This is a genomic window from Enterovibrio norvegicus DSM 15893 (assembly GCF_900115495.1).
In the GTDB taxonomy this organism is placed as follows: domain Bacteria; phylum Pseudomonadota; class Gammaproteobacteria; order Enterobacterales; family Vibrionaceae; genus Enterovibrio; species Enterovibrio norvegicus.
On record NZ_FOWR01000031.1, the window covers coordinates 11723 to 33896 of the forward strand.

The following is a 22174-nucleotide window of genomic DNA, read 5'->3' on the forward strand; positions in this document are numbered from 1 at the left end:
GGGTTACCTCTCTACCAGAGCCACTTTGGCGTTATAAATATTCATCAGCATCGATGTCAGCAAGCTTAAGGTGAGATAAACACCCATCGTCATTGCAATGATTTCGATCGCCTGACCGGTTTGGTTCAGTGTCGTACCCGCAAACACGGAAACAAGGTCTGGATAACCAATGGCCATTGCCAACGACGAGTTTTTCGTCAAGTTCAAGTATTGGCTGGTGAGTGGCGGAATGATGATGCGCATTGCCTGTGGAATAACGACCAAACGCAACGTTCTATTGCGTGGCAAACCCAAGGCCATTGCCGCTTCGGTTTGACCATGACTCACCGCATTGATACCTGAACGTACGATCTCAGCGATGAAAGAAGCGGTATAAATCGCAAGTGCCAGCATCAATGCTGCCAGCTCAGGGATGATGGAGAAACCACCTCGGAAGTTGAAGCCTTTCAACACAGGGTATTCCAGTGAAACAGGCATGCCTGAAACAAAGAAAGCGATGAGTGGCAAGCCAACAATGGCCGCGAGCGAAATGCTTAATACGGGTGTTTGTACGCCCGTTGTTTCTTGTTTGCGTTTCGCCCAACGAGAGAACACAAAACTGAACACAAGTGCCGCAATGAGTGCAACAAAGATGATGGTTGAACCTTCCTCAAACACGGGGCGAGTGAAATACAAGCCACGGACATTTAGGAAAAGCGATTCACCGATGCTCAAACTTTCTTTTGGTGAGGGTAATGCTTGGAGTACCGCGAAGTACCAGAAAAAGATTTGAAGTAGAAGAGGGATGTTCCTAAATGTTTCGATGTACACCGCGGCAAAACGACTGAGTAACCAGTTGTTCGACAATCGTGCGATACCAATCAAGAACCCTAAAACGGTAGCAAGAAGGATACCCAGCACAGAAACCAGTGCCGTATTAAGAAGCCCAACAAAGAAGGTTCTTCCGTAGGAATATGTTTCATCATATTCGATCAATGTTAAGCCAATGCCGAAACCGGCCTCTTGGCTCAAGAACCCAAACCCGGTAGCGATCCCTCGTGCATCGAGATTCGTCAGTGCGTTGTCTACGATAGTAAAAACAAAGAATACCAGTGCGACAATGGCGACAAATTGAAAGACGACAGAGCGGAAAGTCGGGTTGTAGAAAATATTTTGCTTCTTCTCTGGGCGAGCGCTCGCCTCTGAATTCAGCGCATTTTCTTTAGATGCCATACAACTGCACCCCTATCCGTTGATAGTGAAACAAAGGGGCACAACAAGGTGCCCCAGCGTATGTCAGAGGTAGTAATGAACTACTTAACGGATAGGTGGCGCGTACAAGATACCGCCATTGCTCCATAGTGCGTTTACACCACGTTGAATATTCAGTGGTGAACCTGTGCCTACAGTGCGTTGGAAGCTCTCGTCGTAGTTACCGACTTGTTTGATCACTTGGTAACCCCAGTCATCATTCAAGCCAAGACCTTTACCTTTAGGACCATCCAAACCAAGAATGCGGCGGATGTTTGGATCTTTAGAGTTCTTCATCTCATCAACATTTGCTGATGTGATGTTGAATTCTTCACCATTGATCATGGTGTTTAACGTCCATTTAGCGATGTTGAACCAGTTGTCATCGCCTTGGCGAACAACAGGGCCCAATGGCTCTTTAGAAATGATTTCTGGAAGTACAACTGCGCTTGTCGGATCGGCAAGCTTGATGCGAGATGCATACAGACCAGATTGGTCAGTCGTCAGTGTGTCACAACGGCCAGATTCAAAACCTTTCACCGTTGCATCATACGTATCGTAAACCACTGGCTTGAACGACATACCGTTTGAACGGAAGTAGTCAGACAGGTTTAGCTCGGTAGTGGTACCTGATTGAACACATACCGATGCGCCATCAAGGTCCAATGCGCTTTCTACGCCTAGGTCTTTCTTCACCATGAAGCCTTGACCATCGTAGTAGTTAACACCCACGAAGTTCAGACCGAGCGTGCCGTCACGTTGTAGCGTCCACGTTGTGTTACGTGAAAGTACATCGATTTCACCAGACTGAAGGGCAGTGAAACGTTCTTTCGCCGTTAGCGGTACAAATTTAACTTTCGATTTGTCACCCAGAACAGCAGCAGCCATTGCCTGACAGAACTCAACGTCAATGCCTTCCCACTCACCGTTAGAGTTCGGGTTAGAGAAACCTGGAAGGCCGGTACTTACGCCACAGCTGATAACGCCAGCGTTTTTCACGCGATCTAGCGTGTTTGCGCCTTGAGCAGACGGAGCAGGTGCCTGAGCAGAGCCAGCTTTTGCCTCAGAGAGTTGCTTCTCTAAAGAGGCGACTTGCTGGTTTAGACCGTCAATTTGCTTTTGGCTATCCGCGTTTCCGCCGCTGTCACAGCCCGCGAGCAAAAGTGCTGACAGCACTGCAAGCCCCAATGTCGACTTTTTATTAACCATACCTATTAATCCTTTGTGGGTTATTACTGGTTGCTATTCATGGACGAGAGTCATTTGAGACAAGCTGCCTAAAAAAGGGTGTGAATCTCGTAAAACCATGTCAAAGCGTTCGTTAACGTCAAAAAGTTTGCTAATCGAAAGCGCTCCGTTAACACTGCATTAACAAAGCCCAGTATAGGACTTGGGATTTTGGCTGCAAATTGAACGAGTAAGAGGTGTGATCTATGCAATGATCTTCGCGAATAATCTCAGAATTTCTTAAGAAAATATGAATAAATGATTTTGTAACACATTGTTTTTACATTACTGATGGCGTTTTTGCGTGCTGATTATGTAACATGCACGAGCATTCGCGCTTTGGCATTGTTTTTATCGGTTTACTTTTGACCAGAATATTAGAACTATCTTGATTAAATGTTTATGCAGTACACCATGCGTATCAAAGATTAATTTCAATCAACTGTTTGAAATTAATCCAAGATTGGCACGGGATATGCGCATGGTGGCGCAATAATGCGCGAACGAACAAGAATGCATAATTAGTGGGTTTACAAGCCTCGAACTCCCTATTAATATACGGCTCAACCACGGAGAGATGGCTGAGTGGTTGAAAGCACCGGTCTTGAAAACCGGCGTGCGTTTATAGCGCACCTAGGGTTCAAATCCCTATCTCTCCGCCAAATTAGATTAAGCCCGCCAGCTCTGACAATAAAGAGCGAGCGGGCTTTTTCGTATCTGGGATTTGTCTAAGTCATGCAGCAGACGGAGAGTCGGCATAGAACTGATTGCAATTTAGTGCTTAAAGAGTGTGGCGTCCTTTCTGTAATCTCTCGGTGTACAACCAAATTGGTCTCGGAAACTGCGTGAGAAATGCTGCAAGTTATTCATTCCCCATTTAAGAGCAATTTCGCTAACACCAGCACGGGCGAAACGCTCGTCCGTTAGATCGCTAGCAATTCTCTGCATTCGACTCTCTTTTACAAAGCTGCATATCGTTTCCCCATTCTTTGCAAACACTTCGCTTAGGCGGCGGACAGACAACCCAAGGTTGGAGGAAATACTTTCACGATTGAGTTGGGCATCTTGTAAATGAGCAAGAATGTATGACTTCGCCCTAATAAGCAGTTGTTGCTCTGGCTGAGACAATTCGACTCTGGATCCTCTCAAGGGGGCGAGCGATGTGGCGATCAAATCAATCAGGGTTTCTTGTAGCAGTACTTTGCAATCAGAGGCCTGAGTGTTGATGAGAGAAGAAATACCCAATGCGGTATTGGCGACCAAGCCCCCCAATTCAGATGCGCCCACGACGGGAATGGCTGTCAGCATATTTGCGTCGGGAAGACGACTTAACAATGCTTTTTTGGGCAGCTTAATCACTAACTGCTTAAAATCTTCTTCTAAGTCAATCGAGTAGGGGTCTGTGCTGCTGTAGAGGGCGAAGTCAAATGGGGAAAGCGGCGCACTTCTTCCATGTTGTTCAATAACAGAACGTTTGTTTAATTGAATGCTGACAAGAAAATCTGAGTCATAGCTACGACCAATATCCTGAGTGCGTCTCAACACTTTGTGTTTGGATCCTGAGACGAAGGAAATGTCGACTAAATCATGCCGAGAAAGCTCAATTCTTCCCCAAAAATCCTTTTGAGATAGGGTTTCACACCCTAAATGTACATAGGCATCGCACACCGATTCACGCCAAAAAGCAAATTTTTCACTTCTATGACAAGGGGCTGTGTCATACGTACACTGCTTGAAAGTACTGCTCATCCATCTTCTCTCTTTCAATCGCTCTTCTACTATCTAACACCGATTTAAGTATTCATGGTGTTTCACATTTGAGTCATTCTGTTCACTGCCCTTTACGACAAATAAGGCCGCTCTCAGGTGCAAGCACGTCGTTCATTCTCCTTTTAGTGTTTTAAGTGTCACGTCAGATGCCTGTGATTTAGAAGCATAAGCACAGTGGCAAGAACCATTGTTCAAACAACGCGAAAAAGGAGAGTGCGTTATGTCAGAAGTATTCAAAGTGGCTGCGGTACAGGCAGCACCATCGTTTTTGAATCTTGATGAAGGAGTCACGAGAGCGGTGGCATTTATTGAAGAGGCCGCATCTAACGGCTGCAAGTTAGTGGTATTTCCTGAAACGTGGTTACCGGGTTATCCGAACCATATCTGGCTTGGTCCTGTTGCTTGGCAGATGCAGTTTGTTGGTCGTTATTTCGAAAACAGTATTGAAGTCGGTAGCGATCAAGACAAAACACTCGCGGAAGCGGCAAAGCGCAACAACATCCAAGTGTCTATTGGTATCAGTGAGCGAGATGGAGGCAGCCTTTACATCGCTCAATGGCATTACGGAGAAGATGGAGAAATCATCAACCGTCGACGTAAACTCAAGCCAACTCACGTGGAAAGGACGGTATTTGGTGAAGGTGACGGTAGCGACTTAGTGGTAAAAGAAACCTCGATTGGTCGCGTGGGGCAGCTTTCATGTTGGGAGCACCTTCAACCGCTCTCCAAATATGCCATGTATGCACAGAATGAGCAGATCCACTGTGGTGTATGGCCGAATTTCTCGTTATACCGCGGCATGGCTTATGCCTTGGGCGATGTCGTGAACAATGCAGCAAGCATGATATACGCCGTAGAAGGAGGATGTTACGTCATTGCCCCTTGCGCGACGGTGAGCACCGCACAACAAGACATGTTGTGTCAGGGCGATCCGGAAAAAGAAGCCATGTGCCAAGTGGGGGGAGGATTCACCAAAATCTATGCACCAGATGGCCAATCGATTGGAAGTGAAATCGGGGAGAAAGAAGAAGGTTTAGTTTTTGCAGACATTGATCTCAGCATGATCCCTTATTCAAAGGCCGTTGCTGATCCTGCGGGTCACTACGCGAAAAAAGATGCAACTCGCCTTCTCATTAACCGCGATAAACAGCATGCCGTGGTGGAATCAAGCGATTTAAGTGCGCAAGAAGCCATCATGCAAGTCGATCCAGACCAAGGGAGCGACAACGAAAAAAAAGAGAGAAGTGAAGGTCAAACGTTGTTTAAAAAGCTGCGTCCTTGGTGAGTTGTGTTTTTAAAAGGAAAGCAATATGAACTGGAAGCGATTTTGCGGCATTTTATTTGTCGTTAGTTTTGGAAGTGCTGCAGAGCAAATCAAAGACTGGGAAGTGGAAAACGTCGGGGCGACGATAAACTCGGCATACCACGAAGGGTGGGCCGTGATGACGCCAGATGGATTGACATTGCTGTTTGGTTCCAACCGACCTGGTGGTTTGTCAGAAACGAGTGCCTTTGGCAAGCCGAAGCTATCGACTAATCATCGATAAATGAGGTAGCTCAACACCATAGAAACAAGGAGTAATGACTATGGACTTAACTACGAATGAAAGAAAGCTCGCCCTCAAAATGCCGCCGAATTGGGTGCCACCTGTGCCTGCATGGGGTTCTGTTTTTTCTGAGGACGTTCAGCAAGTCAGTATGTGTATCATCGGTTGTCAGCACAAAGATGATGCAGATATCAGTGATTTTATCGAAGCCTTGAACAACCTTTCAACAAAGGCAGATGTTTGTGACTTTGCGACGTGCGAAGACAAAGACGGATTGTACCAAACGTTAGCGACGATTTATTGGGCCGATGGCAAAGCCTGTGCTGACTGGTTAGATAGCGATGCATTCGCTTTATTTTGGGAGCTGTATTCAGATGAAAAGTGGGGCTTCGGTATTTTCAGAGAAGTGTTTAACATTCCTTTAGAACGCTTGGAAACACTCTTTTCTGGCCCAATTCATAACCATGGTATGAGCCAAATTCGCAAAGACATTGAAGGACCGATCGAACACCATGGATATTGGGGAGGAATGCGTGATCGGATCCCACTTTCAGCAGATGATGCGTTCGATACTCATCAGTGTTTGGATGTGATTGAACAAAACGGAAACCGCATTGTAGTGGGGGCTCACGAAAACCTCTGCATCATTCGTTCGGGTCAAGATTGGACACTGACGAAGGGAGAGCAAAGGGAAGAGTACCTTAATCAAATCGAACCAGTACTGAAAGCGGGCATGAATTTTTTGCGCGATGAAGGGGAGGAAGTTAACTGCTATAGCTGTCGCTATATGACACAATTCTCGCCCTATAAAGGCAAAAAAGAGTGCACGTTTGGCCTCGCATTTTTCCGAACCATGGCGGATTTGGAAGCATGGGCTGAAAGCCATCCAACACACCTTGCCATTTTTAATACCTTTCTTGAAATCGCCCCTAAATATGGCCCTGAACTTCAGCTTCAACTTTGGCATGAAGTGTCGGTACTTCCCGCGGGTAACCAGTTTGGTGAATATATAAATTGTACAAAAGGTACTGGCCTGTTAGCCGGGTTATTATCTGCTTAGTTGATGTGGGAATAAATATATATAGCAATTCTCCTTAATATTGAGGATTGCTCATTTTCTTAATAATGCCCATTCTTGATATTTGAAAATAAAGAGTAGATTTTCTTTTTCCATTCCTTGATGGGAGCTTTGTTATATCTGTCGGATTGAAATGTCACCTAGGATGTTTGATGTCTGGGGTGTAACTGCATGATCTTTGTAAAGTAAGCGAATAAATACATAAAGGAAAGTAGTATGAAACTAAAAAGGAATATATTAGGTCTTTCAGTCTCTTTTGCATTAATGGTTCCTGCAATAGGAATGGCAAACGCTGAGCCTGCGGGTGGTTCGTTATTTCGCGCAGCAACAAACAATGAATTGGATAAATATGACATCACGGTTGCTGGTTGGGCTGGTGTCACCGCACTCTATGCATCCGATAAGACGGATGATGGGAATATTAGCAATGGAGCATTTCTAAACCAAGAAGACGGTATTGGTCTTGATCAAATTGGCTTAATGCTTTGCAAAGGCATGGGTTGTCTGCCTACTAGTTCGTTTGCCCCTGCACAAAATGTATTGAGTCGCGTAGGTCCATTTCCTGGACCGCTTGGTGAAGTGCAGGTGGGCTTTAATGTCACCGCCATGTACGGGCAAGACATTCAGTTCTTTCGCGTTGCCGGTATTGACGATTACACATTTGACCAAGACGACGAGAACAAATTTGCCGTTCCGCAATTTTATATTGATGCTTATATCCCCGCATTTGATGGCATGACATTGATGCTAGGTAGCTTCTTCACTTTTATCGGCAATGAAATCGGTGCTCCGTTTACTCCACCTAATTGGTTTTCCACTCTCACTTATGCCGCACAGCATGGGCCTTCAAAGCATGTCGGGGCATTGGCGAGTATCAAAGTGCCAACCTCTGAAGATTTTGGATTGTTGAGTTTTGATGCTGGTTTGGTGGCGGGTTGGAATAACTGGGATGAAAAACGGCCTACGTTGATTGGTGCTGCTCGCTGGCGTAGCCCGGATTTAGCTACTTGGTTGGATGTTGAATTTATCTATGGTGATGGAGAAGGCGATGCGTTTGGCGCGGCGAAAGGGGGCTCTCCTTACATTGCGGTGAGCTCAACAGGAGACACGCTCAATCGTTTTCATTCATCAACAACGTTAACGCATGCTCTTAACCCAGATCTTCAATTGGCGGCTGAGTTTATTTATGGTTTTCAGGAAGCGGGTGATGTATCTGCTGCACCTGTGTTCATCACTGAAGACAGTGGGTGGATGGGGTTAAATGTTGCGGCGAGATATAAGCTGGATGATAACCTTCATATGGGTGTGCGTGCCGAATGGTTTGATGACGAAAACGCGGCAAACGTGCTGTGGAGTTCGGTTGGTGCAACGGGCGGAGATGTCTATTCACTGACAGCAAATTTAAGTTGGAGTGCGAATCAGTACATCAAAATCAGCCCTGAACTACGTTATGACACTTACAAGGGACAAGGAGCAGGACTGTTTGCTGGTGGTAAATCAGACGATCAATTTATCGCATTACTTAATGCTGTCACTTATTTCTAGTTAGATGATTAACCTCTGCTTTTATTAGCCATACTTTGATAGTGAGTATGTTTGACCTTAACGTCAGTTAAGGTCTTTTTTTTCTAGCAAACAGCAAACAGCAAACAGCAAATAGCTCTAAAAAATAATACCGTAAGTGGATTGCGGTATTATTTTTTAGAGCTATGCCGTATGGTCTACATTTTATTTAAATAAGCGGAGGGTTCCCACCAGGGTTTGTTTTCGGACAGATGGAAGTAAGATATATTTTCAATGATCAGTTTGGTTCCCACAGATTTTGCATAATACATAGGGCCGCCACGAAATCTTGGAAATCCGTAGCCATTTAACCAGATGGCGTCGATATCCTCGACATTTCTCGCAATGCCTTTCTCCAATAAGTTAGCGCCTTCATTCACCAATGCAAGGACAAGCCTCTTTTGAATGTCTTCATCCGAGATTTGACGAGCCTCAATACCCAATTTTTGCGCTTCTGCAGCAACCAATGTCAGAGTCGTTGGATCAGCCAAGCGTTTCCCGTTCTCGTATCGATAAAAACCAGCCCCAGTTTTACGGCCGAGCCTTCCATGTTCAACCATCACATCTGCGGCACGAAAATAGGCAGGGTCATTGTAGATTGGGGGGTATTCTCGACGTGCTTTGTAAGCGATATCGATGCCAGACATGTCATTCACAGTCAGTGGACCCATCGCCATTCCCCACGCTTCCATAGCGGAATCAATTTGTTCTGGGCTTGCTCCTTCCAAAAGTAACATATTGGCTTCTCGGCCATAGGCTGCATACATACGATTGCCGACGAAGCCGAATCCAACACCGACACAAACGGGCACTTTTCTTAACTGCTTGGCGATATTCATTACAGCATTCACGGCATCTTCAGATGTCGATTTCGCTTTCACCACCTCAACAAGTTTCATGATGTTTGCGGGGCTAAAGAAGTGCATGCCAATCACCAACTCAGGTCGGGTAGTCGAACTGGCGATATCATTAATATCGAGATACGACGTATTTGTTGCGAAAATTGTGGACGGTTTGCAAACAGCATCGAGCGAGGAAAAAATCATTTTTTTGACTGACATTTTTTCGAATGCCGCTTCTACCACAAGATCGATATCAGCGAGCTTCCCATAGTCATAGGTACTGGACATCAATGATAGAGCCTGTTGCTTTTCGGCGATGGAAATTCGCCCTTTTTCATGCATTTTTTCATAGTGTTCTCGGATTTTTTTCAACCCGAGTGAGCATTGTTCTTCTGTCGTATCCACCAGAGTGACATTGAAGCCTGCATCTATAAATGCAATTGCAATGCCGATTCCCATCGTTCCTGCACCGATCACCGAAATAGATGAAATGTTCGAGGATATTGTTGAGGGTTTGTAGGCCGCTGCCGATTGTTTTTCTGCGAAGAAAGCGTAGCGCATAGAAGCAGACTGTTCCGAGTCTCGACAGGCCAGAAAAAAGCGTCTTTCCAGTTTTATTGCTTCATCAAAAGGACGCAGAGTAGCGGCCTCTATGGCGTCAATTGCACGTTGAGGGGCAAATTGTCCTTTGGCTTTCTTTGCGAGTTTACTGCGCCATTCATCGAACGAAACATCCTTGATTGAAGGGGGAACACGTCGATGTTGGGGGGGGAGAAAGGGGTCGCTTGCGGTTCCTGCTGCAAAGCTAATCGCTGCCCGGTTCACTATTGGGGCATGTTCAGGCTTTTCTGCGTTTTTCAACCCAGAAGTGCCCTCGTCTATTTGCATGTCCACAAGATCAGGCATCGTATCTGTTGATGCCATGTTGCCGGATGTGATCATGGAAAGCGCGTTCTCTAGTCCGATATAGCGAGGTAAAAGCTGTGTACCTCCTGCGCCGGGAATGAGGCCGAGCTTAACTTCAGGCAGCCCGACGTTGGTGCCAATCATCGCGATGCGATAATGGCAAGAGAGCGCTAATTCAAAGCCTCCGCCAAGTACAGTGCCGTGAAGTGCTGCTGTAACAGGCTTTTTGCTGTTTCTGATGGCGCTTAACACCGTGGGTAAGCTTGGGGCTATGGGTGGTTGACCAAATTCTTTGATATCTGCACCAGCAATAAAGGTACTTCCTTTGCAACCTATGACGATGGCATCAATATCCGCTCGGCTATTTGCCCATTCAATACCGGCGAGAATACCGGCTCTGACAGATTGAGAAAGGGCATTGACGGGAGCATTGTAGACTTCAATGAAGCCAATGTTGTCTTGTTGAGTTAACGTGACAGTGTTAGAGAGAGACATAGCGTTTCCTTACTTGGTGATACATTCCATGTCGCGTTTTAACGCTGGTCGAAATCGACAGTGACATCGTCTGATATGGGATGGGCCTGACATGTCAGGATGTAGCCAGCATCAATTTCATGCTGTTCTAAACCGTGGCTGATATCCATGTCGACCTTACCTTTCACCAATTTAGCTTTACAGGTTGAACACACCCCTCCTTTGCAGGAGTAAGGGAGAGACATGCCATTGTCGATGCCTGCATCAAGAATATTTTCCCCGACTGTGGCCAATTTAAATGTCAAAGAGCGACCATCAGCCGTGACGGTGACTTTGCTCATCTTTTCTTCGCCATAATTGGCAACACGCTGTTTTGCTTTTTGCAGGGCAAGTTGAGCATCTTCGGAAGAACTCGAGAAGAGCTCATAGTGAATTTGGTCCTCTGAAAGCCCTTCAATTCGGAACCCTCGAGAGACTTCCGACATCATGGATTCAGGCCCACAGATAAATGCATGGTCAGTGCTGTTGATGTTGATAAGTCGGTGCTTTTGTAATGCAGCGCCTTTTGCCACATCGATGTAACCTGACAGCAGTTCAGATCCCTGATCCTCCTGACTCATGATGTTTATCCAACTAAATCTCATCATGTAGTGATTTTTTAGATAGCTGAGAGTGTCAGCGAACATCATGGTATTACTCTGGCGATTCCCGTAAATCAGGGTGATGCGACTGTCTGGCTCTTGTGACAACACCGTTTTGATAATGGAGAGAATAGGGGTAATACCGCTGCCCACAGCAATACACATGTAATGATGCTGATGGGATGGATCAAGCGTCGTGTAAAAGCTGCCTTGTGGGGGCATCACATCAACGCTTTGCCCAGCTTTAAACGTGTCATTGGCAAAATTTGAAAAAGCACCTCCTTCGACACGTTTGATCGCCACTTGCAAAACGCCTTCATTGGCGCCTGAGCAAATTGAATAGGCACGTCTTACTTCTTCGCCATCGATCGTGGCGCGCAATGTTACAAACTGTCCTTGAATAAAACGAAAGGTGTCTTTTAACGCATCAGGAATATCGAACGTGACGCACAATGCGGCATCCGTTTGCTGTTGCGTTCTTTTTATTTTGATTGAATAGAATTGGGTGTCACTCATGATCAATTCCCTTTACTACAAACATTTAAAGAAATCGAAGGGCTCTTGGCAGCTTTCGCAACGAAACAAGGCCTTGCAGGCCGTGGATCCAAATTCGCTGATCCTGCTTGTTTTCGCCGATCCGCAATGTGGACAACGCACTCCCTTCTTGGGCGTCATTCTTAAACAGCCACTTGGCGCGTCACTTGGCGGGGCAATGCCGTACTCTCTGAGTTTCCGTTGACCGGATTCTGACATGTCATCTGTTGACCATGGGGGGAACAGGGTGACGTTTACCGAAACCTCTGTGTATCCGGCAGCATGCATCGCGGCATAAATGTCTTCTTTTATTGTCTCTACGGCGGGGCAACCAGAGTAGGTAGGCGTAATCGTGATGAGTATCCTCCCTTGATTTTCTGTTACATCGCGAAGGATCCCGATATCCCAAATTGATACCACGGGGATCTCAGGGTCAGTCACGCCGTCTAAAATGCGCCAAACATCAGACTGGTTGGAATGAAATCGGTTTTTAGTTCGCTCGAAACGCGCACGGGGTGTTAATGGAATGGTATTCATGGGTCACCACTCACAGCCAGGGTAGGCGCGATGAACACTTTGCATGACACAAAGTAGGTGGCTCAAATGCTCAGTGTGATAACCCGCTCGGCCTCCACGAACCGCCCATTCGTCAGCGGGAACCGTCAGTGTTGCCTGCTCCAAAACGTGCGCCAGTTTTGAATGGAACAGGTTTTTTAAATTGGGCGTATTAACGGCAATCTCTGCGTTGATCAGTTGTTTTTCGCCATCATCGGGCTCAAACAATTCGGGAATATATCCCCAAATATCGTTAAACGCGTCCTGCATACGCTGGTGGCTTTCTTCTGTGCCGTCACCCAGCTTTACAACCCAATCCTGGCTGCGCATCAAGTGATAACGCGTTTCTTTAATGGATTTTTGTGCGATGGCAGAAAGCATCGGGATACGTGAATCGACAAGCTGAACAAGAACCAAAGATTGATAGATGTCCACAATAAGCTGCCTTGCCATCGTGAACGCGAAATCGCCACGTGGCAGCTCGTTGATTAAGTGATTGGTGTATTGTCGCTCGTCGCGAAGAAACGCGAAGTCATCTTCACTTTTCTCGCCGTTTGTCAGTTCTGAGGCATAGCCATAAAACATCCGAGCGCGGCCAAGGTAATCAAGAGCCACGTTGCCCAAGGCAATGTCTTCTTCAAGAAAAGGGCCATGGCTTGCCCATTCTGAAAGTCGGTGCCCAAGGGTTAATGCGTCATCCCCCAAGCTCAACACATATCGTAGAAGTTCTTTTTGCTGTTCCATCATTTTTCCTCCTTACATGTTGCCGGCTTCTTTTGGAAGCGGGTAGTAGGTGGCGTGGCGATAAGGCTTATCGTCTGATGGGTCGAAGAAGGCCTCGTTGTCATCTTCTTGCGAGGCTGAGATATCCGCTGAGCGCACAACCCAAATGCTTACGCCTTCACTTCGGCGTGTGTAACAATCTCGCGCGTATTGAAGCGCGTGCTCGGCATCCTCTGCGTGAAGACTGCCAACATGTTTGTGGTCGAGTCCGCGTTTGCTGCGCACAAAGACTTCGAACAGTTCTAGGTTTTCCAATGTCATCGTGCTTCTCCTTAAGCAACTGCGTTTTGTTGACGTTGTTTGACTTTCTCCGCATGCGCATTCTGAGCATCTCGCACCCATGCACCTTCTTCATGTGCATTGACATGGTGTTGAATACGCTGGCGATTACAGTGCCCGTTGCCGTTGATAACGTTGTAAAACTCTTCCCAATCAATATCGCCGCTGTCGTAATGACCGCGCTCCTCGTTCCATTCAATTGCGCTATCCGGATGTTCAAGCCCTAAAAAGGCGATTTGTTGAACGGTTTGGTCTATGAATTTTTGTCGCAGACTGTCGTTGGTTTCGCGCTTGATTTTCCATTGCATTGAGCGTGCAGAATGCGCAGATTCAGCGTCATGTGGGCCAAACATCATCAACGATGGCCAGTAAAAGCGATTCAGTGAGTCTTGGGCCATTTGTCGTTGTTCATCGCTGCCTTTAGCCAACGACAACATGATTTGATAGCCCTGACGCTGGTGGAAGCTTTCTTCTTTGCAAATGCGGATCATGGCGCGGGCATAAGGACCATAAGAGGTGCGTTGCAGAGACACTTGGTTGCAGATAGCAGCGCCGTCTACCAACCAGCCAATTGCACCAATGTCACCCCAGGTTTGCGTGGGGTAATTAAAGATGGATGCATACTTGGCTTTGCCCGTTTGCAATGCTTCGATCATCTCCGCGCGGCTAATTCCGAGCGTTTCTGTTGAGCTATACAGGTAAAGGCCATGACCTGCTTCATCTTGCACTTTCGCCAAAAGGACGGCTTTACGACGCAGTGAAGGTGCTCGGGTGATCCAGTTTCCTTCTGGTTGTTCGCCAATGATCTCCGAATGTGCGTGTTGAGAGATTTGACGGATCAGGTTTTGACGATAAGCATCAGGCATCCAATCTTTTGGTTCTATTTTCTCTTCACGGTCAATCTTCTTCTGGAAGGCTTCCAGCAGGCGTTGTTCTTGGGCTTCTTGATGTTGTTCTTTCATTGTTTTTGCTCCCGTTGTTTCTTTTCACGTGTCAGGTGCAGAAAAATCAAACGCGTTCAATGACCAGCGCGATACCTTGGCCGACACCAATGCACATGGTGCAAAGGGCATAACGACCTTGAGTGCGTTCAAGTTGGTTTAGTGCGGTGAGCACGAGGCGAGCACCGCTGGCACCGAGCGGGTGACCTAATGCAATCGCGCCACCATTTGGATTCACCTTTTCAGAATCATCCGGTAGCCCGAGGTCACGGGTAACGGCCAATGCTTGTGCTGCAAAGGCTTCATTGAGTTCAATGGTGTCCATTTCTTCGAGTGTTAACCCTGCGCGCTTGAGCGCTTTCTTCGCTGCTGGAGAAGGGCCAAAACCCATGATGCGTGGTGGAACGCCAGCGGTGGCCATGGCGAGAATTCGCGCACGTGGCGTTAGCCCATGCTGTTTAATGGCATTTTCTGAGGCGAGAAGCAGCGCGACGGAACCGTCGTTAACGCCAGATGCATTGCCAGCGGTGACACTGCCAGATTCGCGAAAAGGGGTAGGGAGCTGGGCTAAAGCATCTGCCGTTGTTGCGCGCAGATGTTCATCTTTGCCAAAACAAAGGGGCTCTTGTTTACGGCGTGGGATCATCACAGGGGTGATTTCAGCATCGAACACGCCGGATTGTTGCGCTTTCGCTGCGCGTTGTTGGCTGCGCAATGCAAAGGCGTCTTGATCGGCGCGGCTGACGTTGAAATCTTCTGCGACGTTTTCGGCGGTTTCAGGCATTGAATCTACGCCATATTGCTGCTTCATTTTGTCGTTAATAAAACGCCAACCAATGGTGGTGTCGTACATCTCTGCTTGTCGAGAAAAAGCAGCAGGCGCTTTTCCCACCACAAATGGTGCACGTGACATTGATTCAACCCCACCCGCAATGGCGAGTTCCAATTCACCGCAATCAATGGCTCTGGCTGCCGTGCCGATGGCATCCATCCCTGAACCGCACAGTCGATTGATCGTTGTGGCTGGCACTGATTCAGGCAAACCTGCGAGTAATGCGCTCATACGGCCGACATTGCGGTTGTCTTCTCCAGCTTGATTGGCGCAACCATAGAAAACTTCATCAATGCACGACCAGTCTAAATGGGGATGCCGTTCCATCAGTGCGCGAATAGGGTAGGCACCAAGATCATCCGCTCTGACGGTTGAGAGGGTGCCGCCATAACGGCCAAATGCAGTACGAATACCATCGCAAATATATGCATGCTTCATGAATCACTCCTTCGATTCTGTTGGGAGTACAGCTTGGTTCAAGCGGGCGGATGTGCCTTTGAAAATGGCAACGAGTTCTTGCTTTTGGTTAACGATGTTGACGATGTAAACACCTGTCCGACGCCCTTGATGCATCGCAGCAGCGTGTGCTGTTAGCACATCGTTTTCTCGGGCTGGACGAAGAAAATCAATGGAGCATGCTGACGCCACTGCCGCTTCATTTTCTGAATTGCAGGCAAAGGCAAATGCGGAATCTGCCAAGCTAAAAATCATCCCACCGTGGCATGTTTTATGGCCATTCAACATGTTGGCCGTGACTCGCATAGAAACGTCGCTTTCACGGTACGACATATGTTCGATGCTCATGCCCATCTCGCGTGACACCGTGTCATGAGTGAACATTTCGTTGGCACATACTTGAGCGAGTTTGTTGGCGTTCATGTTTATTCTCCCTTGAACTCAGGCGCGCGCTTTTCGAGAAATGCCGCCACGCCCTCGGCGTAATCCTGAGAGTAGCCAAGATGTCGCATGGTTTCTTTTTCCAACTCAAGCTGGTGGTCGAGTGTGTTCGCGAACGACCCATTGAGTAATCGTTTTATATTGGCGAGCGCCAACGTGGGTTGTGACGCCAAATTCTCAGCCACTGCTGAGGCTTCTTGCATCAGCTGATCATCATCGACGCAACGCCAGATCATTCCCCATTGCTCAGCTTGTTCTGCGGTGAGTTTTTCGCCCAATAATGCCAACGCTTTTGCTCTCGGCAGGCCGAGTGCACGGGTAAGGCTCCATGTGCCGCCAGAATCTGGGATCAGCCCTATCCTGGCGAAAGACTGAATAAAGCTTGCTGAGTAACCCGCAAAAACAATGTCGCAAGCCATTGCTATGTTGGCTCCCGCACCAGCGGCAACACCGTTAACGGCGCAAATTACGGGTACGTTTAAGGTGCTGATGGCGCGGATCAATGGGTTGTAATTACGTTCGACCGAATCCCCCAAATCCACAGGGCGACTGGCATCGTTGACGGCGCGATCATTAAGGTCTTGCCCTGCGCAGAAACCGCGACCATTGCCAGTAATCAATAGGCAGCGAATGTCTTTGTTTTCTCTGACTTCTCGAATGGCCGTTTTCACTTCGTCATGCATTTGGGCATTAAAGCTATTGAGTGATTCCGGGCGGTTTAGCGTTAGCGTCGCGACGCCTTTGTCGACACTGAAAATAACGGTGTGAAAATCCTGAAAGCTCATTGAGATGCCTCCTTGCGCTCAACCAATGTCATGATGTCGTAGACCGCTACGGTTTCGTCATTTTGGTTACGCACCAGCACATCCCAGACAACGACGCCAGTTGCACGCGCTTCGTCCGGTCGACGTGTTTTCTTAATTTTCTGCTTCACGGTGATGTCGGCTTGAATCGTGTCACCGATGGCAACGGGCGCAATGAAACGTAAGTTTTCGAGACCATAGTTCGCGAGTACAGGCCCCGGTGCAGGATCAACGAACAAGCCCGCCGCCGCAGAGAGCACGAAGTAACCGTGTGCCACACGTTGACCGAACAACGAATCTTTAGCGGCTATATCATCAAAGTGTGCGTAGAAGTGATCGCCAGACAGGCACCCAAAGTTCACAATGTCAGCTTCGGTGACTGTGCGTCTGTGGGTTGTGAGACTCTCGCTAATTTGCAGTTCATCGAAGTATTTTCGAAACGGATGGATGGGTGAGCGGATTTTATCTGCACCAGCGGTGTATTCGCGTGTCATTGCCGTCAACATACTTGGCGAACCTTGCAATGCCGTGCGCTGCATATAGTGTTTTATGGCGCGAACGCCCCCTAATTCTTCACCACCACCGGCTCGGCCGGGGCCGCCGTGAACGAGTGGTGCAAGTGGCGAACCATGGCCGGTAGACGCCTTGGCATTGTCACGGTTAAGCACCAATATTCGGCCATGATAAGGTGCTGCGTTGAGCACTAATTCCGCCGCCTCAGTCGCATTGTGAGTGATGACAGAGCCAACGAGGCTGCCTCGACCTAAGGCTGCAATTTCAATGGCTTGGGAAACACTGTCATAAGGGAGTAAGGTACATACAGGCCCAAAGGCTTCAACGCTATGTACATAGCCATCTTCGGAAGGGTTTTTCGACAGTAATACGGTGGGCGGGTAGAACGCGTCGGCAGAGCAGTGATCACCGATAATTGTCATTGGTGCATCGTTGCCCCCGAGAAGCACATCGGCTTGTTCACAAAGCTTACTGACTTGTGATGCCACGTCTTCACGTTGACCTTTGCCGATAAGCGGCCCCATTTTTACGCCTTCAACGGACGGATCGCCGATAGCAACGCCGGATAGGCGGGTTTTTAAGGCGTCATTCACGGCATTAATCATTGAACGAGGCACAAGCGCCCGACGAATCGCGGTGCATTTCTGACCTGCTTTAATCGTCATCTCGCGCGTGATTTCTTTGATGAAAAGGCCGAATTCCGGGTCTTCTTCCTTAACGCTTTCACCCAAAATACTGCAATTCAGGGAATCCGCTTCCATGTTGAAAGGAATACTATTGGCCACAATATTGGGGTGTACCTTGAGCATTTGGCCCGTGGATGCTGAACCGGTAAACGTGACACAGTCCTGTTCCCGTAAGTGATCTAACAGATCTCCCACACTGCCACAGATCAATTGAATCGCCCCTTTTGGCAATAAGCCGCTTTCTACCATATCTTCAACCATCGCCTGCGTAAGATACGCAGACTGTGTGGCGGGTTTTACAATGACAGGTACACCTGCAATGAGGCTTGGGGCGATTTTTTCCAACATGCCCCAGCAAGGAAAATTGAAGGCATTGATGTGAACGGAAACACCAGGCTTTGACGTGAGAATGTGCCGGCCAACAAATGAACCGTCAGCAGAAAGCGGTTGAGCCGCGTCTTCAACAATAAAAGGCTCGTTTCCTAGCTCTCTTCGGGCAATGCTGGAATAACTCAGCATGGTGCCTAAACCGCCTTCAATATCGACCCAACTGTCCGCTTTCGTCGCGCCAGTCCATTGAGAGATGTCGTAAAACCGCTTTTTATTGTCGAGAAGTTTTAAGCCCAATGCTTTGAGCATTTCAGCCCGCTCGTGAATGGTCATTGCGCGAAGTGCCGGACCACCTACCTCTTTGCCGAACCGCACAACTTGCTCGAAATCGATACCGTCGGAACTGACGGAACAAATGGGTTCTCCTGTGATGGCATTCGCGACAGAAACACCTTCCGCGTCTCCCTGATGCCATGCGCCGTAAACATAACTTTTCGCTTTCATGTCACGTGTCCTTCTACGTATTCGCGTTCCGAATCGACCTTGAATCTTCCTTGTGGGAGTGACTCGTTTGTTGTCGATATTTGATAAATGTGTTTATGATTGGTTAAATTTTATGATACACAATAAATGTAAATGATCAATAATGTGTAACATGAATAAATAATCGAATTGGCGACTACGCTTTAATAGGTCACCCTTGAAAAGCGATGGAGCCGTAAGTAAAGCCTTGAAAGGAGAGAGCAAGATGAGCAGTAAGGTAGGGATGCACGCGATTGAAAATGCCAGCATTGATGAGTTACGCGGACTTCAGCTATCACGTCTTAAACACACCCTGAATCATGTCTACGAAAACTCGCCGGTCTATCGTGAGAAGTTCAAGGCGCACGGTGTTCACCCTGATGACCTGAAAACATTGTCAGATCTCAGTAAGTTTCCAATGACGACGAAAGCTGACCTTCGGGACAATTATCCGTTTGGTATGTTTTGTACACCCATGGAAGACATTGTTCGTGTACACGCCTCGAGTGGTACGACGGGTAAACCTACCGTGGTGGGATACACGCAAAACGACATTAATGTGTGGGCTGATGTGGTGGCACGATCGATTTATGCTGCGGGTGGACGACCAAAAGACAAAGTGCATGTTTCCTACGGATATGGGCTCTTTACTGGTGGGCTAGGTGCCCACTACGGCGCTGAAAGGCTGGGGTGTACAGTGATCCCCATGAGTGGTGGTCAAACAGAGAAACAAGTACAGCTCATTCGTGATTTTAATCCCGATATCATCATGGTTACCCCCTCTTACATGCTTAATCTCGCGGATGAAATGGCAAGGCAAGGTTTAGACCCAGAGAAGCTCGCTCTGCGTGTGGGTATATTCGGCGCAGAGCCTTGGACCGAAGCGATGCGTGAGGAAATGCAACGTCGTCTATCAATGGATGCCGTTGATATCTATGGTTTGTCAGAAGTGATTGGCCCTGGGGTCGCGCAGGAATGTGTGGAATCCAAAGATGGGCCGACATTGTGGGAAGACCATTTCTATCCAGAAATCATTGATCCTCTGACGGGTGAAGTCTTGCCTGATGGTGAGGAAGGGGAATTGGTTTTCACCAGCCTGACCAAAGAAGCGATGCCCATCATTCGCTACCGCACTCGTGATTTAACCCGACTCTTGCCAGGCACAGCCAGAACCATGCGTCGTATGGGGAAGATTACTGGGCGTAGTGATGACATGTTGATTATTCGTGGGGTTAACGTTTTCCCCACCCAAATTGAAGAGCAAATTTGTCATGTACGAGGTCTCTCGCCGCACTATCAGATCGAGCTATTCAAGCAAGGGAATATGGATTGTGTGATCGTGCGTGTTGAGCAGCAGCCAGAAGTACACAGTGAACAGCTTTCGGCGATTGCAGGGGAATTGTCCGGAAAAATCAAAACCTTTATCGGTATTTCTTCAAAAATTGATGTTGTACCTGCAGGGGCATTGCCACGTTCAGAAGGCAAAGCGCAGCGTGTGATTGACAAGCGATAAGTCAAAATAGAGAAGTAACGCGATCTTGCCTAACAATTTGGTTCATTTTTTTGCGGTCTTGTTATTTTTGTGTAGCATGAATTCATGGTCATAGATTGACATGATTTAACAAGGCTCTTAATACATGGACCAAAAATTAGGAAAATTGCTTTCCGACATCCTCGCTGCAGATTCGGTGAGCGGCACTTCTCTTATCATGACCGTTTTCGGTGATATTTTGGCGCGCCGGGGAGGGTCGATCAGTCTTTCAAGCCTGATTGAGCTACTGAGCGTGTTTAATGTGTCTGATCGCTTTGTCAGAACCTCGGTGTTTCGCTTAGTGAAAGATGGATGGTTAGTCGCTGAGCGAAGCGGGCGTTACAGCTTTTATCACGTAACCGAAGAGGCGATGGAACGATTTACCGAGGCGGAAGAGCGTATTTATAGTGCGCACGATGCAGAGTGGAATCGCAAATGGCAAATGATCTCTCTACCCAATGTAAGTGGTAGCGAACTGATGGAAGCACGTAAGCACCTCGAAAGTGCAGGCTATGCAATTTTGTCTACTTCAGTGATGCTTTATCCTCGCGCCGACAAAGTGATGACCCGCCACTTGCTGAATAGATACGCATTAGGTGACAAAGCGCTTGTGTTTGAGGCCGAGTCCTGTGACTTAATGGATGCGAATGAAGGGAATCTAAAATCGCTGGTGGCCAGACTTTGGTTGCTTGACGAGGTGGAAGAGCGTTTCCAAACGCTATTGAGTCAGTTTAGGCCTGTGCTCGCTATGTTAGAAAATGGTAACGGTATTGAGCCTGCTCAAGCGTTTCAAGTTCGAACCTTATTGATCCATATCTATCGCCGTGCGTTGTTGAAATATCCCCCCTTGCCGGAAGAGTTATTGCCAAGTCATTGGCCTGGAAAAGCAGCACGAACACTAACGCACAATATTTATAATTTGGTGGTGTATTCAGCAGAACAACACGTTGATGCAGTCGCCCGTGCAGCCGATGGTGCGCTACCGAAAGCTGACAAGCAGTTTTGTGAGCGTTTTGGAGGCATCACACTGCGTTGATATGACAAAGGAGTCAGTCATGCCCTGTTATGCTTTGGACGGAATATCGCCCGTCGTTGAAAAAGGTGCGTATGTGCACCCTGAAGCGGTACTGATTGGTGATGTTATTGTTGAACGGGGTAGCTACATTGCACCGTTTGCCAGTCTACGTGGAGACTTTGGTAGAATTCACATCAAGGCCAATGCCAACGTGCAGGACAATTGTGTCATTCATGCTTTTCCCGGCGTTGATGTTGTTGTGCATGAAAGAGGGCACATTGGTCACAGCGCAATATTGCACGGCTGCATAGTGGAAGAGGGAGCACTTGTTGGCATGAATACCGTGGTGATGGATGGCGCGGTTATCGGCGCACACAGCATTGTCGCTGCCCATTCTCTTGTCGTGTCTCAGCAAACGATCCCTACAAAAATGCTCGCACTTGGTAGCCCAGCCAACGTTGTCCGTGAACTGAGAGAGGAAGAGGTTACCTGGAAAAGCCTCGGGACGAATGGTTATATTGAGCTGACCGAGCGTTGCCTTGCCAGCATGCAAGAAGTAGAGCCTCTTAACGCCGTTGAGCCAGATCGTAAGCGGATGGTCATTGATGAAAGCATCAAGCCGAAATTTGCGGACAAATGATAAGCGAGCTTCTTTGCTCTGCGAGCCGATGAACT

At 47.7% G+C, this 22174-nt stretch carries 20 protein-coding genes and 1 tRNA gene; 8 read left to right on the forward strand and 13 right to left on the reverse strand.

What is annotated here, in order from left to right:
- Positions 1-3: 3 nt before the first annotated feature.
- Both BM082_RS17800 and BM082_RS17805 read right to left on the reverse strand, forming a co-directional pair.
- Positions 4-1212, reverse strand: coding sequence for an amino acid ABC transporter permease (locus tag BM082_RS17800; RefSeq protein ID WP_017011477.1), 1209 nt, complete (start codon positions 1210-1212; stop codon positions 4-6).
- 84 nt (positions 1213-1296) lie between these two features.
- Entirely contained in the window at positions 1297-2439 is a 1143-nt protein-coding gene (locus BM082_RS17805; protein ID WP_017011478.1) for an amino acid ABC transporter substrate-binding protein, read from the reverse strand.
- Positions 2440-3028: 589 nt separating this feature from the next.
- Here BM082_RS17805 and BM082_RS17810 point away from each other — a divergent pair.
- Positions 3029-3119 (forward strand) — tRNA-Ser (locus tag BM082_RS17810).
- Between the two features lie 112 nt (positions 3120-3231).
- Here BM082_RS17810 and BM082_RS17815 read toward each other — a convergent pair.
- Entirely contained in the window at positions 3232-4206 is a 975-nt protein-coding gene (locus BM082_RS17815) for an AraC-like ligand-binding domain-containing protein (RefSeq protein WP_074928007.1), read from the reverse strand.
- 241 nt (positions 4207-4447) lie between these two features.
- On the opposite strand from BM082_RS17815, the gene BM082_RS17820 reads away from it, so the two are divergent.
- The 4 genes from BM082_RS17820 (at position 4448) to BM082_RS17835 (ending at position 8397) form a co-directional block, all read left to right on the forward strand.
- Entirely contained in the window at positions 4448-5512 is a 1065-nt protein-coding gene (locus BM082_RS17820; protein WP_017016759.1) for a carbon-nitrogen hydrolase family protein, read from the forward strand.
- A 25-nt stretch (positions 5513-5537) separates the two neighbouring features.
- Complete coding sequence (locus tag BM082_RS17825; RefSeq protein WP_017010656.1) at positions 5538-5774, forward strand: hypothetical protein; 237 nt, start codon at positions 5538-5540, stop codon at positions 5772-5774.
- Between the two features lie 40 nt (positions 5775-5814).
- Positions 5815-6834: a phenylacetaldoxime dehydratase family protein gene (locus BM082_RS17830; RefSeq protein ID WP_017010655.1), complete on the forward strand. Its 1020-nt coding sequence runs from the start codon at positions 5815-5817 to the stop codon at positions 6832-6834.
- 234 nt (positions 6835-7068) lie between these two features.
- Positions 7069-8397 (forward strand): outer membrane beta-barrel protein, encoded by a 1329-nt coding sequence (locus BM082_RS17835; protein ID WP_229491601.1) that lies wholly within the window; start codon positions 7069-7071, stop codon positions 8395-8397.
- 176 nt (positions 8398-8573) lie between these two features.
- Here BM082_RS17835 and BM082_RS17840 read toward each other — a convergent pair whose 3' ends face one another.
- The 10 genes from BM082_RS17840 to paaZ are packed head-to-tail and all read right to left on the reverse strand — an operon-like array spanning position 8574 to position 18935.
- On the reverse strand, positions 8574-10658 hold the full coding sequence (locus tag BM082_RS17840) for a 3-hydroxyacyl-CoA dehydrogenase NAD-binding domain-containing protein (RefSeq protein WP_017013040.1): 2085 nt from the start codon (positions 10656-10658) through the stop codon (positions 8574-8576).
- A 38-nt stretch (positions 10659-10696) separates the two neighbouring features.
- Positions 10697-11794 (reverse strand): 1,2-phenylacetyl-CoA epoxidase subunit PaaE, encoded by a 1098-nt coding sequence (paaE, locus tag BM082_RS17845; RefSeq protein WP_017013041.1) that lies wholly within the window; start codon positions 11792-11794, stop codon positions 10697-10699.
- A 15-nt stretch (positions 11795-11809) separates the two neighbouring features.
- The gene (gene paaD, locus BM082_RS17850) at positions 11810-12349 is read right to left on the reverse strand and encodes a 1,2-phenylacetyl-CoA epoxidase subunit PaaD (RefSeq protein WP_074928009.1); all 540 of its coding nucleotides are present in this window, start codon (positions 12347-12349) and stop codon (positions 11810-11812) included.
- A gap of 3 nt (positions 12350-12352) precedes the next feature.
- A complete protein-coding gene (paaC, locus tag BM082_RS17855) occupies positions 12353-13114 on the reverse strand; it encodes a 1,2-phenylacetyl-CoA epoxidase subunit PaaC (RefSeq protein ID WP_074928011.1) in 762 nt (253 codons plus the stop codon).
- A 9-nt stretch (positions 13115-13123) separates the two neighbouring features.
- Positions 13124-13411 (reverse strand): 1,2-phenylacetyl-CoA epoxidase subunit PaaB, encoded by a 288-nt coding sequence (gene paaB / locus BM082_RS17860; RefSeq protein ID WP_074928013.1) that lies wholly within the window; start codon positions 13409-13411, stop codon positions 13124-13126.
- Positions 13412-13422: 11 nt separating this feature from the next.
- Positions 13423-14391, reverse strand: coding sequence for a 1,2-phenylacetyl-CoA epoxidase subunit PaaA (gene paaA, locus BM082_RS17865; RefSeq protein ID WP_074928016.1), 969 nt, complete (start codon positions 14389-14391; stop codon positions 13423-13425).
- Between the two features lie 46 nt (positions 14392-14437).
- Positions 14438-15640 (reverse strand): 3-oxoadipyl-CoA thiolase, encoded by a 1203-nt coding sequence (gene pcaF, locus BM082_RS17870; RefSeq protein WP_017013044.1) that lies wholly within the window; start codon positions 15638-15640, stop codon positions 14438-14440.
- 3 nt (positions 15641-15643) lie between these two features.
- Complete coding sequence (gene paaI, locus BM082_RS17875) at positions 15644-16081, reverse strand: hydroxyphenylacetyl-CoA thioesterase PaaI (protein ID WP_017010646.1); 438 nt, start codon at positions 16079-16081, stop codon at positions 15644-15646.
- Between the two features lie 2 nt (positions 16082-16083).
- Positions 16084-16884 carry a 2-(1,2-epoxy-1,2-dihydrophenyl)acetyl-CoA isomerase PaaG gene (paaG, locus tag BM082_RS17880; protein ID WP_017016755.1) on the reverse strand — a complete coding sequence of 267 codons (801 nt, stop codon included), beginning with the start codon at positions 16882-16884 and terminating at the stop codon, positions 16084-16086.
- Positions 16881-18935 carry a phenylacetic acid degradation bifunctional protein PaaZ gene (gene paaZ, locus BM082_RS17885; RefSeq protein WP_074928018.1) on the reverse strand — a complete coding sequence of 685 codons (2055 nt, stop codon included), beginning with the start codon at positions 18933-18935 and terminating at the stop codon, positions 16881-16883. Before paaZ ends, paaG begins: the two co-directional genes overlap by 4 nt.
- A gap of 244 nt (positions 18936-19179) precedes the next feature.
- On the opposite strand from paaZ, the gene paaK reads away from it, so the two are divergent.
- The 3 genes from paaK to BM082_RS17900 all read left to right on the forward strand — a co-directional run bounded on the left by paaK (position 19180) and on the right by BM082_RS17900 (position 22139).
- Complete coding sequence (gene paaK, locus BM082_RS17890) at positions 19180-20466, forward strand: phenylacetate--CoA ligase PaaK (protein ID WP_017017516.1); 1287 nt, start codon at positions 19180-19182, stop codon at positions 20464-20466.
- Between the two features lie 124 nt (positions 20467-20590).
- The gene (gene paaX / locus BM082_RS17895; protein WP_074928020.1) at positions 20591-21520 is read left to right on the forward strand and encodes a phenylacetic acid degradation operon negative regulatory protein PaaX; all 930 of its coding nucleotides are present in this window, start codon (positions 20591-20593) and stop codon (positions 21518-21520) included.
- 19 nt (positions 21521-21539) lie between these two features.
- Positions 21540-22139: a phenylacetic acid degradation protein PaaY gene (locus tag BM082_RS17900; protein ID WP_074928022.1), complete on the forward strand. Its 600-nt coding sequence runs from the start codon at positions 21540-21542 to the stop codon at positions 22137-22139.
- Positions 22140-22174 lie beyond the last annotated feature (35 nt).

Coding starts and splice junctions, on each gene's coding strand:
- paaD (WP_074928009.1), bottom strand. CDS start 12,349: ATGAATACCATTCCATTAACACCCCGTGCGCGTTTCGAGCGAACTAAA.
- BM082_RS17800 (WP_017011477.1), bottom strand. CDS start 1,212: ATGGCATCTAAAGAAAATGCGCTGAATTCAGAGGCGAGCGCTCGCCCA.
- BM082_RS17815 (WP_074928007.1), bottom strand. CDS start 4,206: ATGAGCAGTACTTTCAAGCAGTGTACGTATGACACAGCCCCTTGTCAT.
- paaI (WP_017010646.1), bottom strand. CDS start 16,081: ATGAACGCCAACAAACTCGCTCAAGTATGTGCCAACGAAATGTTCACT.
- paaA (WP_074928016.1), bottom strand. CDS start 14,391: ATGAAAGAACAACATCAAGAAGCCCAAGAACAACGCCTGCTGGAAGCC.
- BM082_RS17830 (WP_017010655.1), top strand. CDS start 5,815: ATGGACTTAACTACGAATGAAAGAAAGCTCGCCCTCAAAATGCCGCCG.
- BM082_RS17835 (WP_229491601.1), top strand. CDS start 7,069: ATGAAACTAAAAAGGAATATATTAGGTCTTTCAGTCTCTTTTGCATTA.
- paaZ (WP_074928018.1), bottom strand. CDS start 18,935: ATGAAAGCGAAAAGTTATGTTTACGGCGCATGGCATCAGGGAGACGCG.
- paaE (WP_017013041.1), bottom strand. CDS start 11,794: ATGAGTGACACCCAATTCTATTCAATCAAAATAAAAAGAACGCAACAG.
- pcaF (WP_017013044.1), bottom strand. CDS start 15,640: ATGAAGCATGCATATATTTGCGATGGTATTCGTACTGCATTTGGCCGT.
- BM082_RS17840 (WP_017013040.1), bottom strand. CDS start 10,658: ATGTCTCTCTCTAACACTGTCACGTTAACTCAACAAGACAACATTGGC.
- paaC (WP_074928011.1), bottom strand. CDS start 13,114: ATGATGGAACAGCAAAAAGAACTTCTACGATATGTGTTGAGCTTGGGG.
- BM082_RS17825 (WP_017010656.1), top strand. CDS start 5,538: ATGAACTGGAAGCGATTTTGCGGCATTTTATTTGTCGTTAGTTTTGGA.
- paaK (WP_017017516.1), top strand. CDS start 19,180: ATGAGCAGTAAGGTAGGGATGCACGCGATTGAAAATGCCAGCATTGAT.
- BM082_RS17820 (WP_017016759.1), top strand. CDS start 4,448: ATGTCAGAAGTATTCAAAGTGGCTGCGGTACAGGCAGCACCATCGTTT.
- paaB (WP_074928013.1), bottom strand. CDS start 13,411: ATGACATTGGAAAACCTAGAACTGTTCGAAGTCTTTGTGCGCAGCAAA.
- BM082_RS17805 (WP_017011478.1), bottom strand. CDS start 2,439: ATGGTTAATAAAAAGTCGACATTGGGGCTTGCAGTGCTGTCAGCACTT.
- paaX (WP_074928020.1), top strand. CDS start 20,591: ATGGACCAAAAATTAGGAAAATTGCTTTCCGACATCCTCGCTGCAGAT.
- paaG (WP_017016755.1), bottom strand. CDS start 16,884: ATGAGCTTTCAGGATTTTCACACCGTTATTTTCAGTGTCGACAAAGGC.
- BM082_RS17900 (WP_074928022.1), top strand. CDS start 21,540: ATGCCCTGTTATGCTTTGGACGGAATATCGCCCGTCGTTGAAAAAGGT.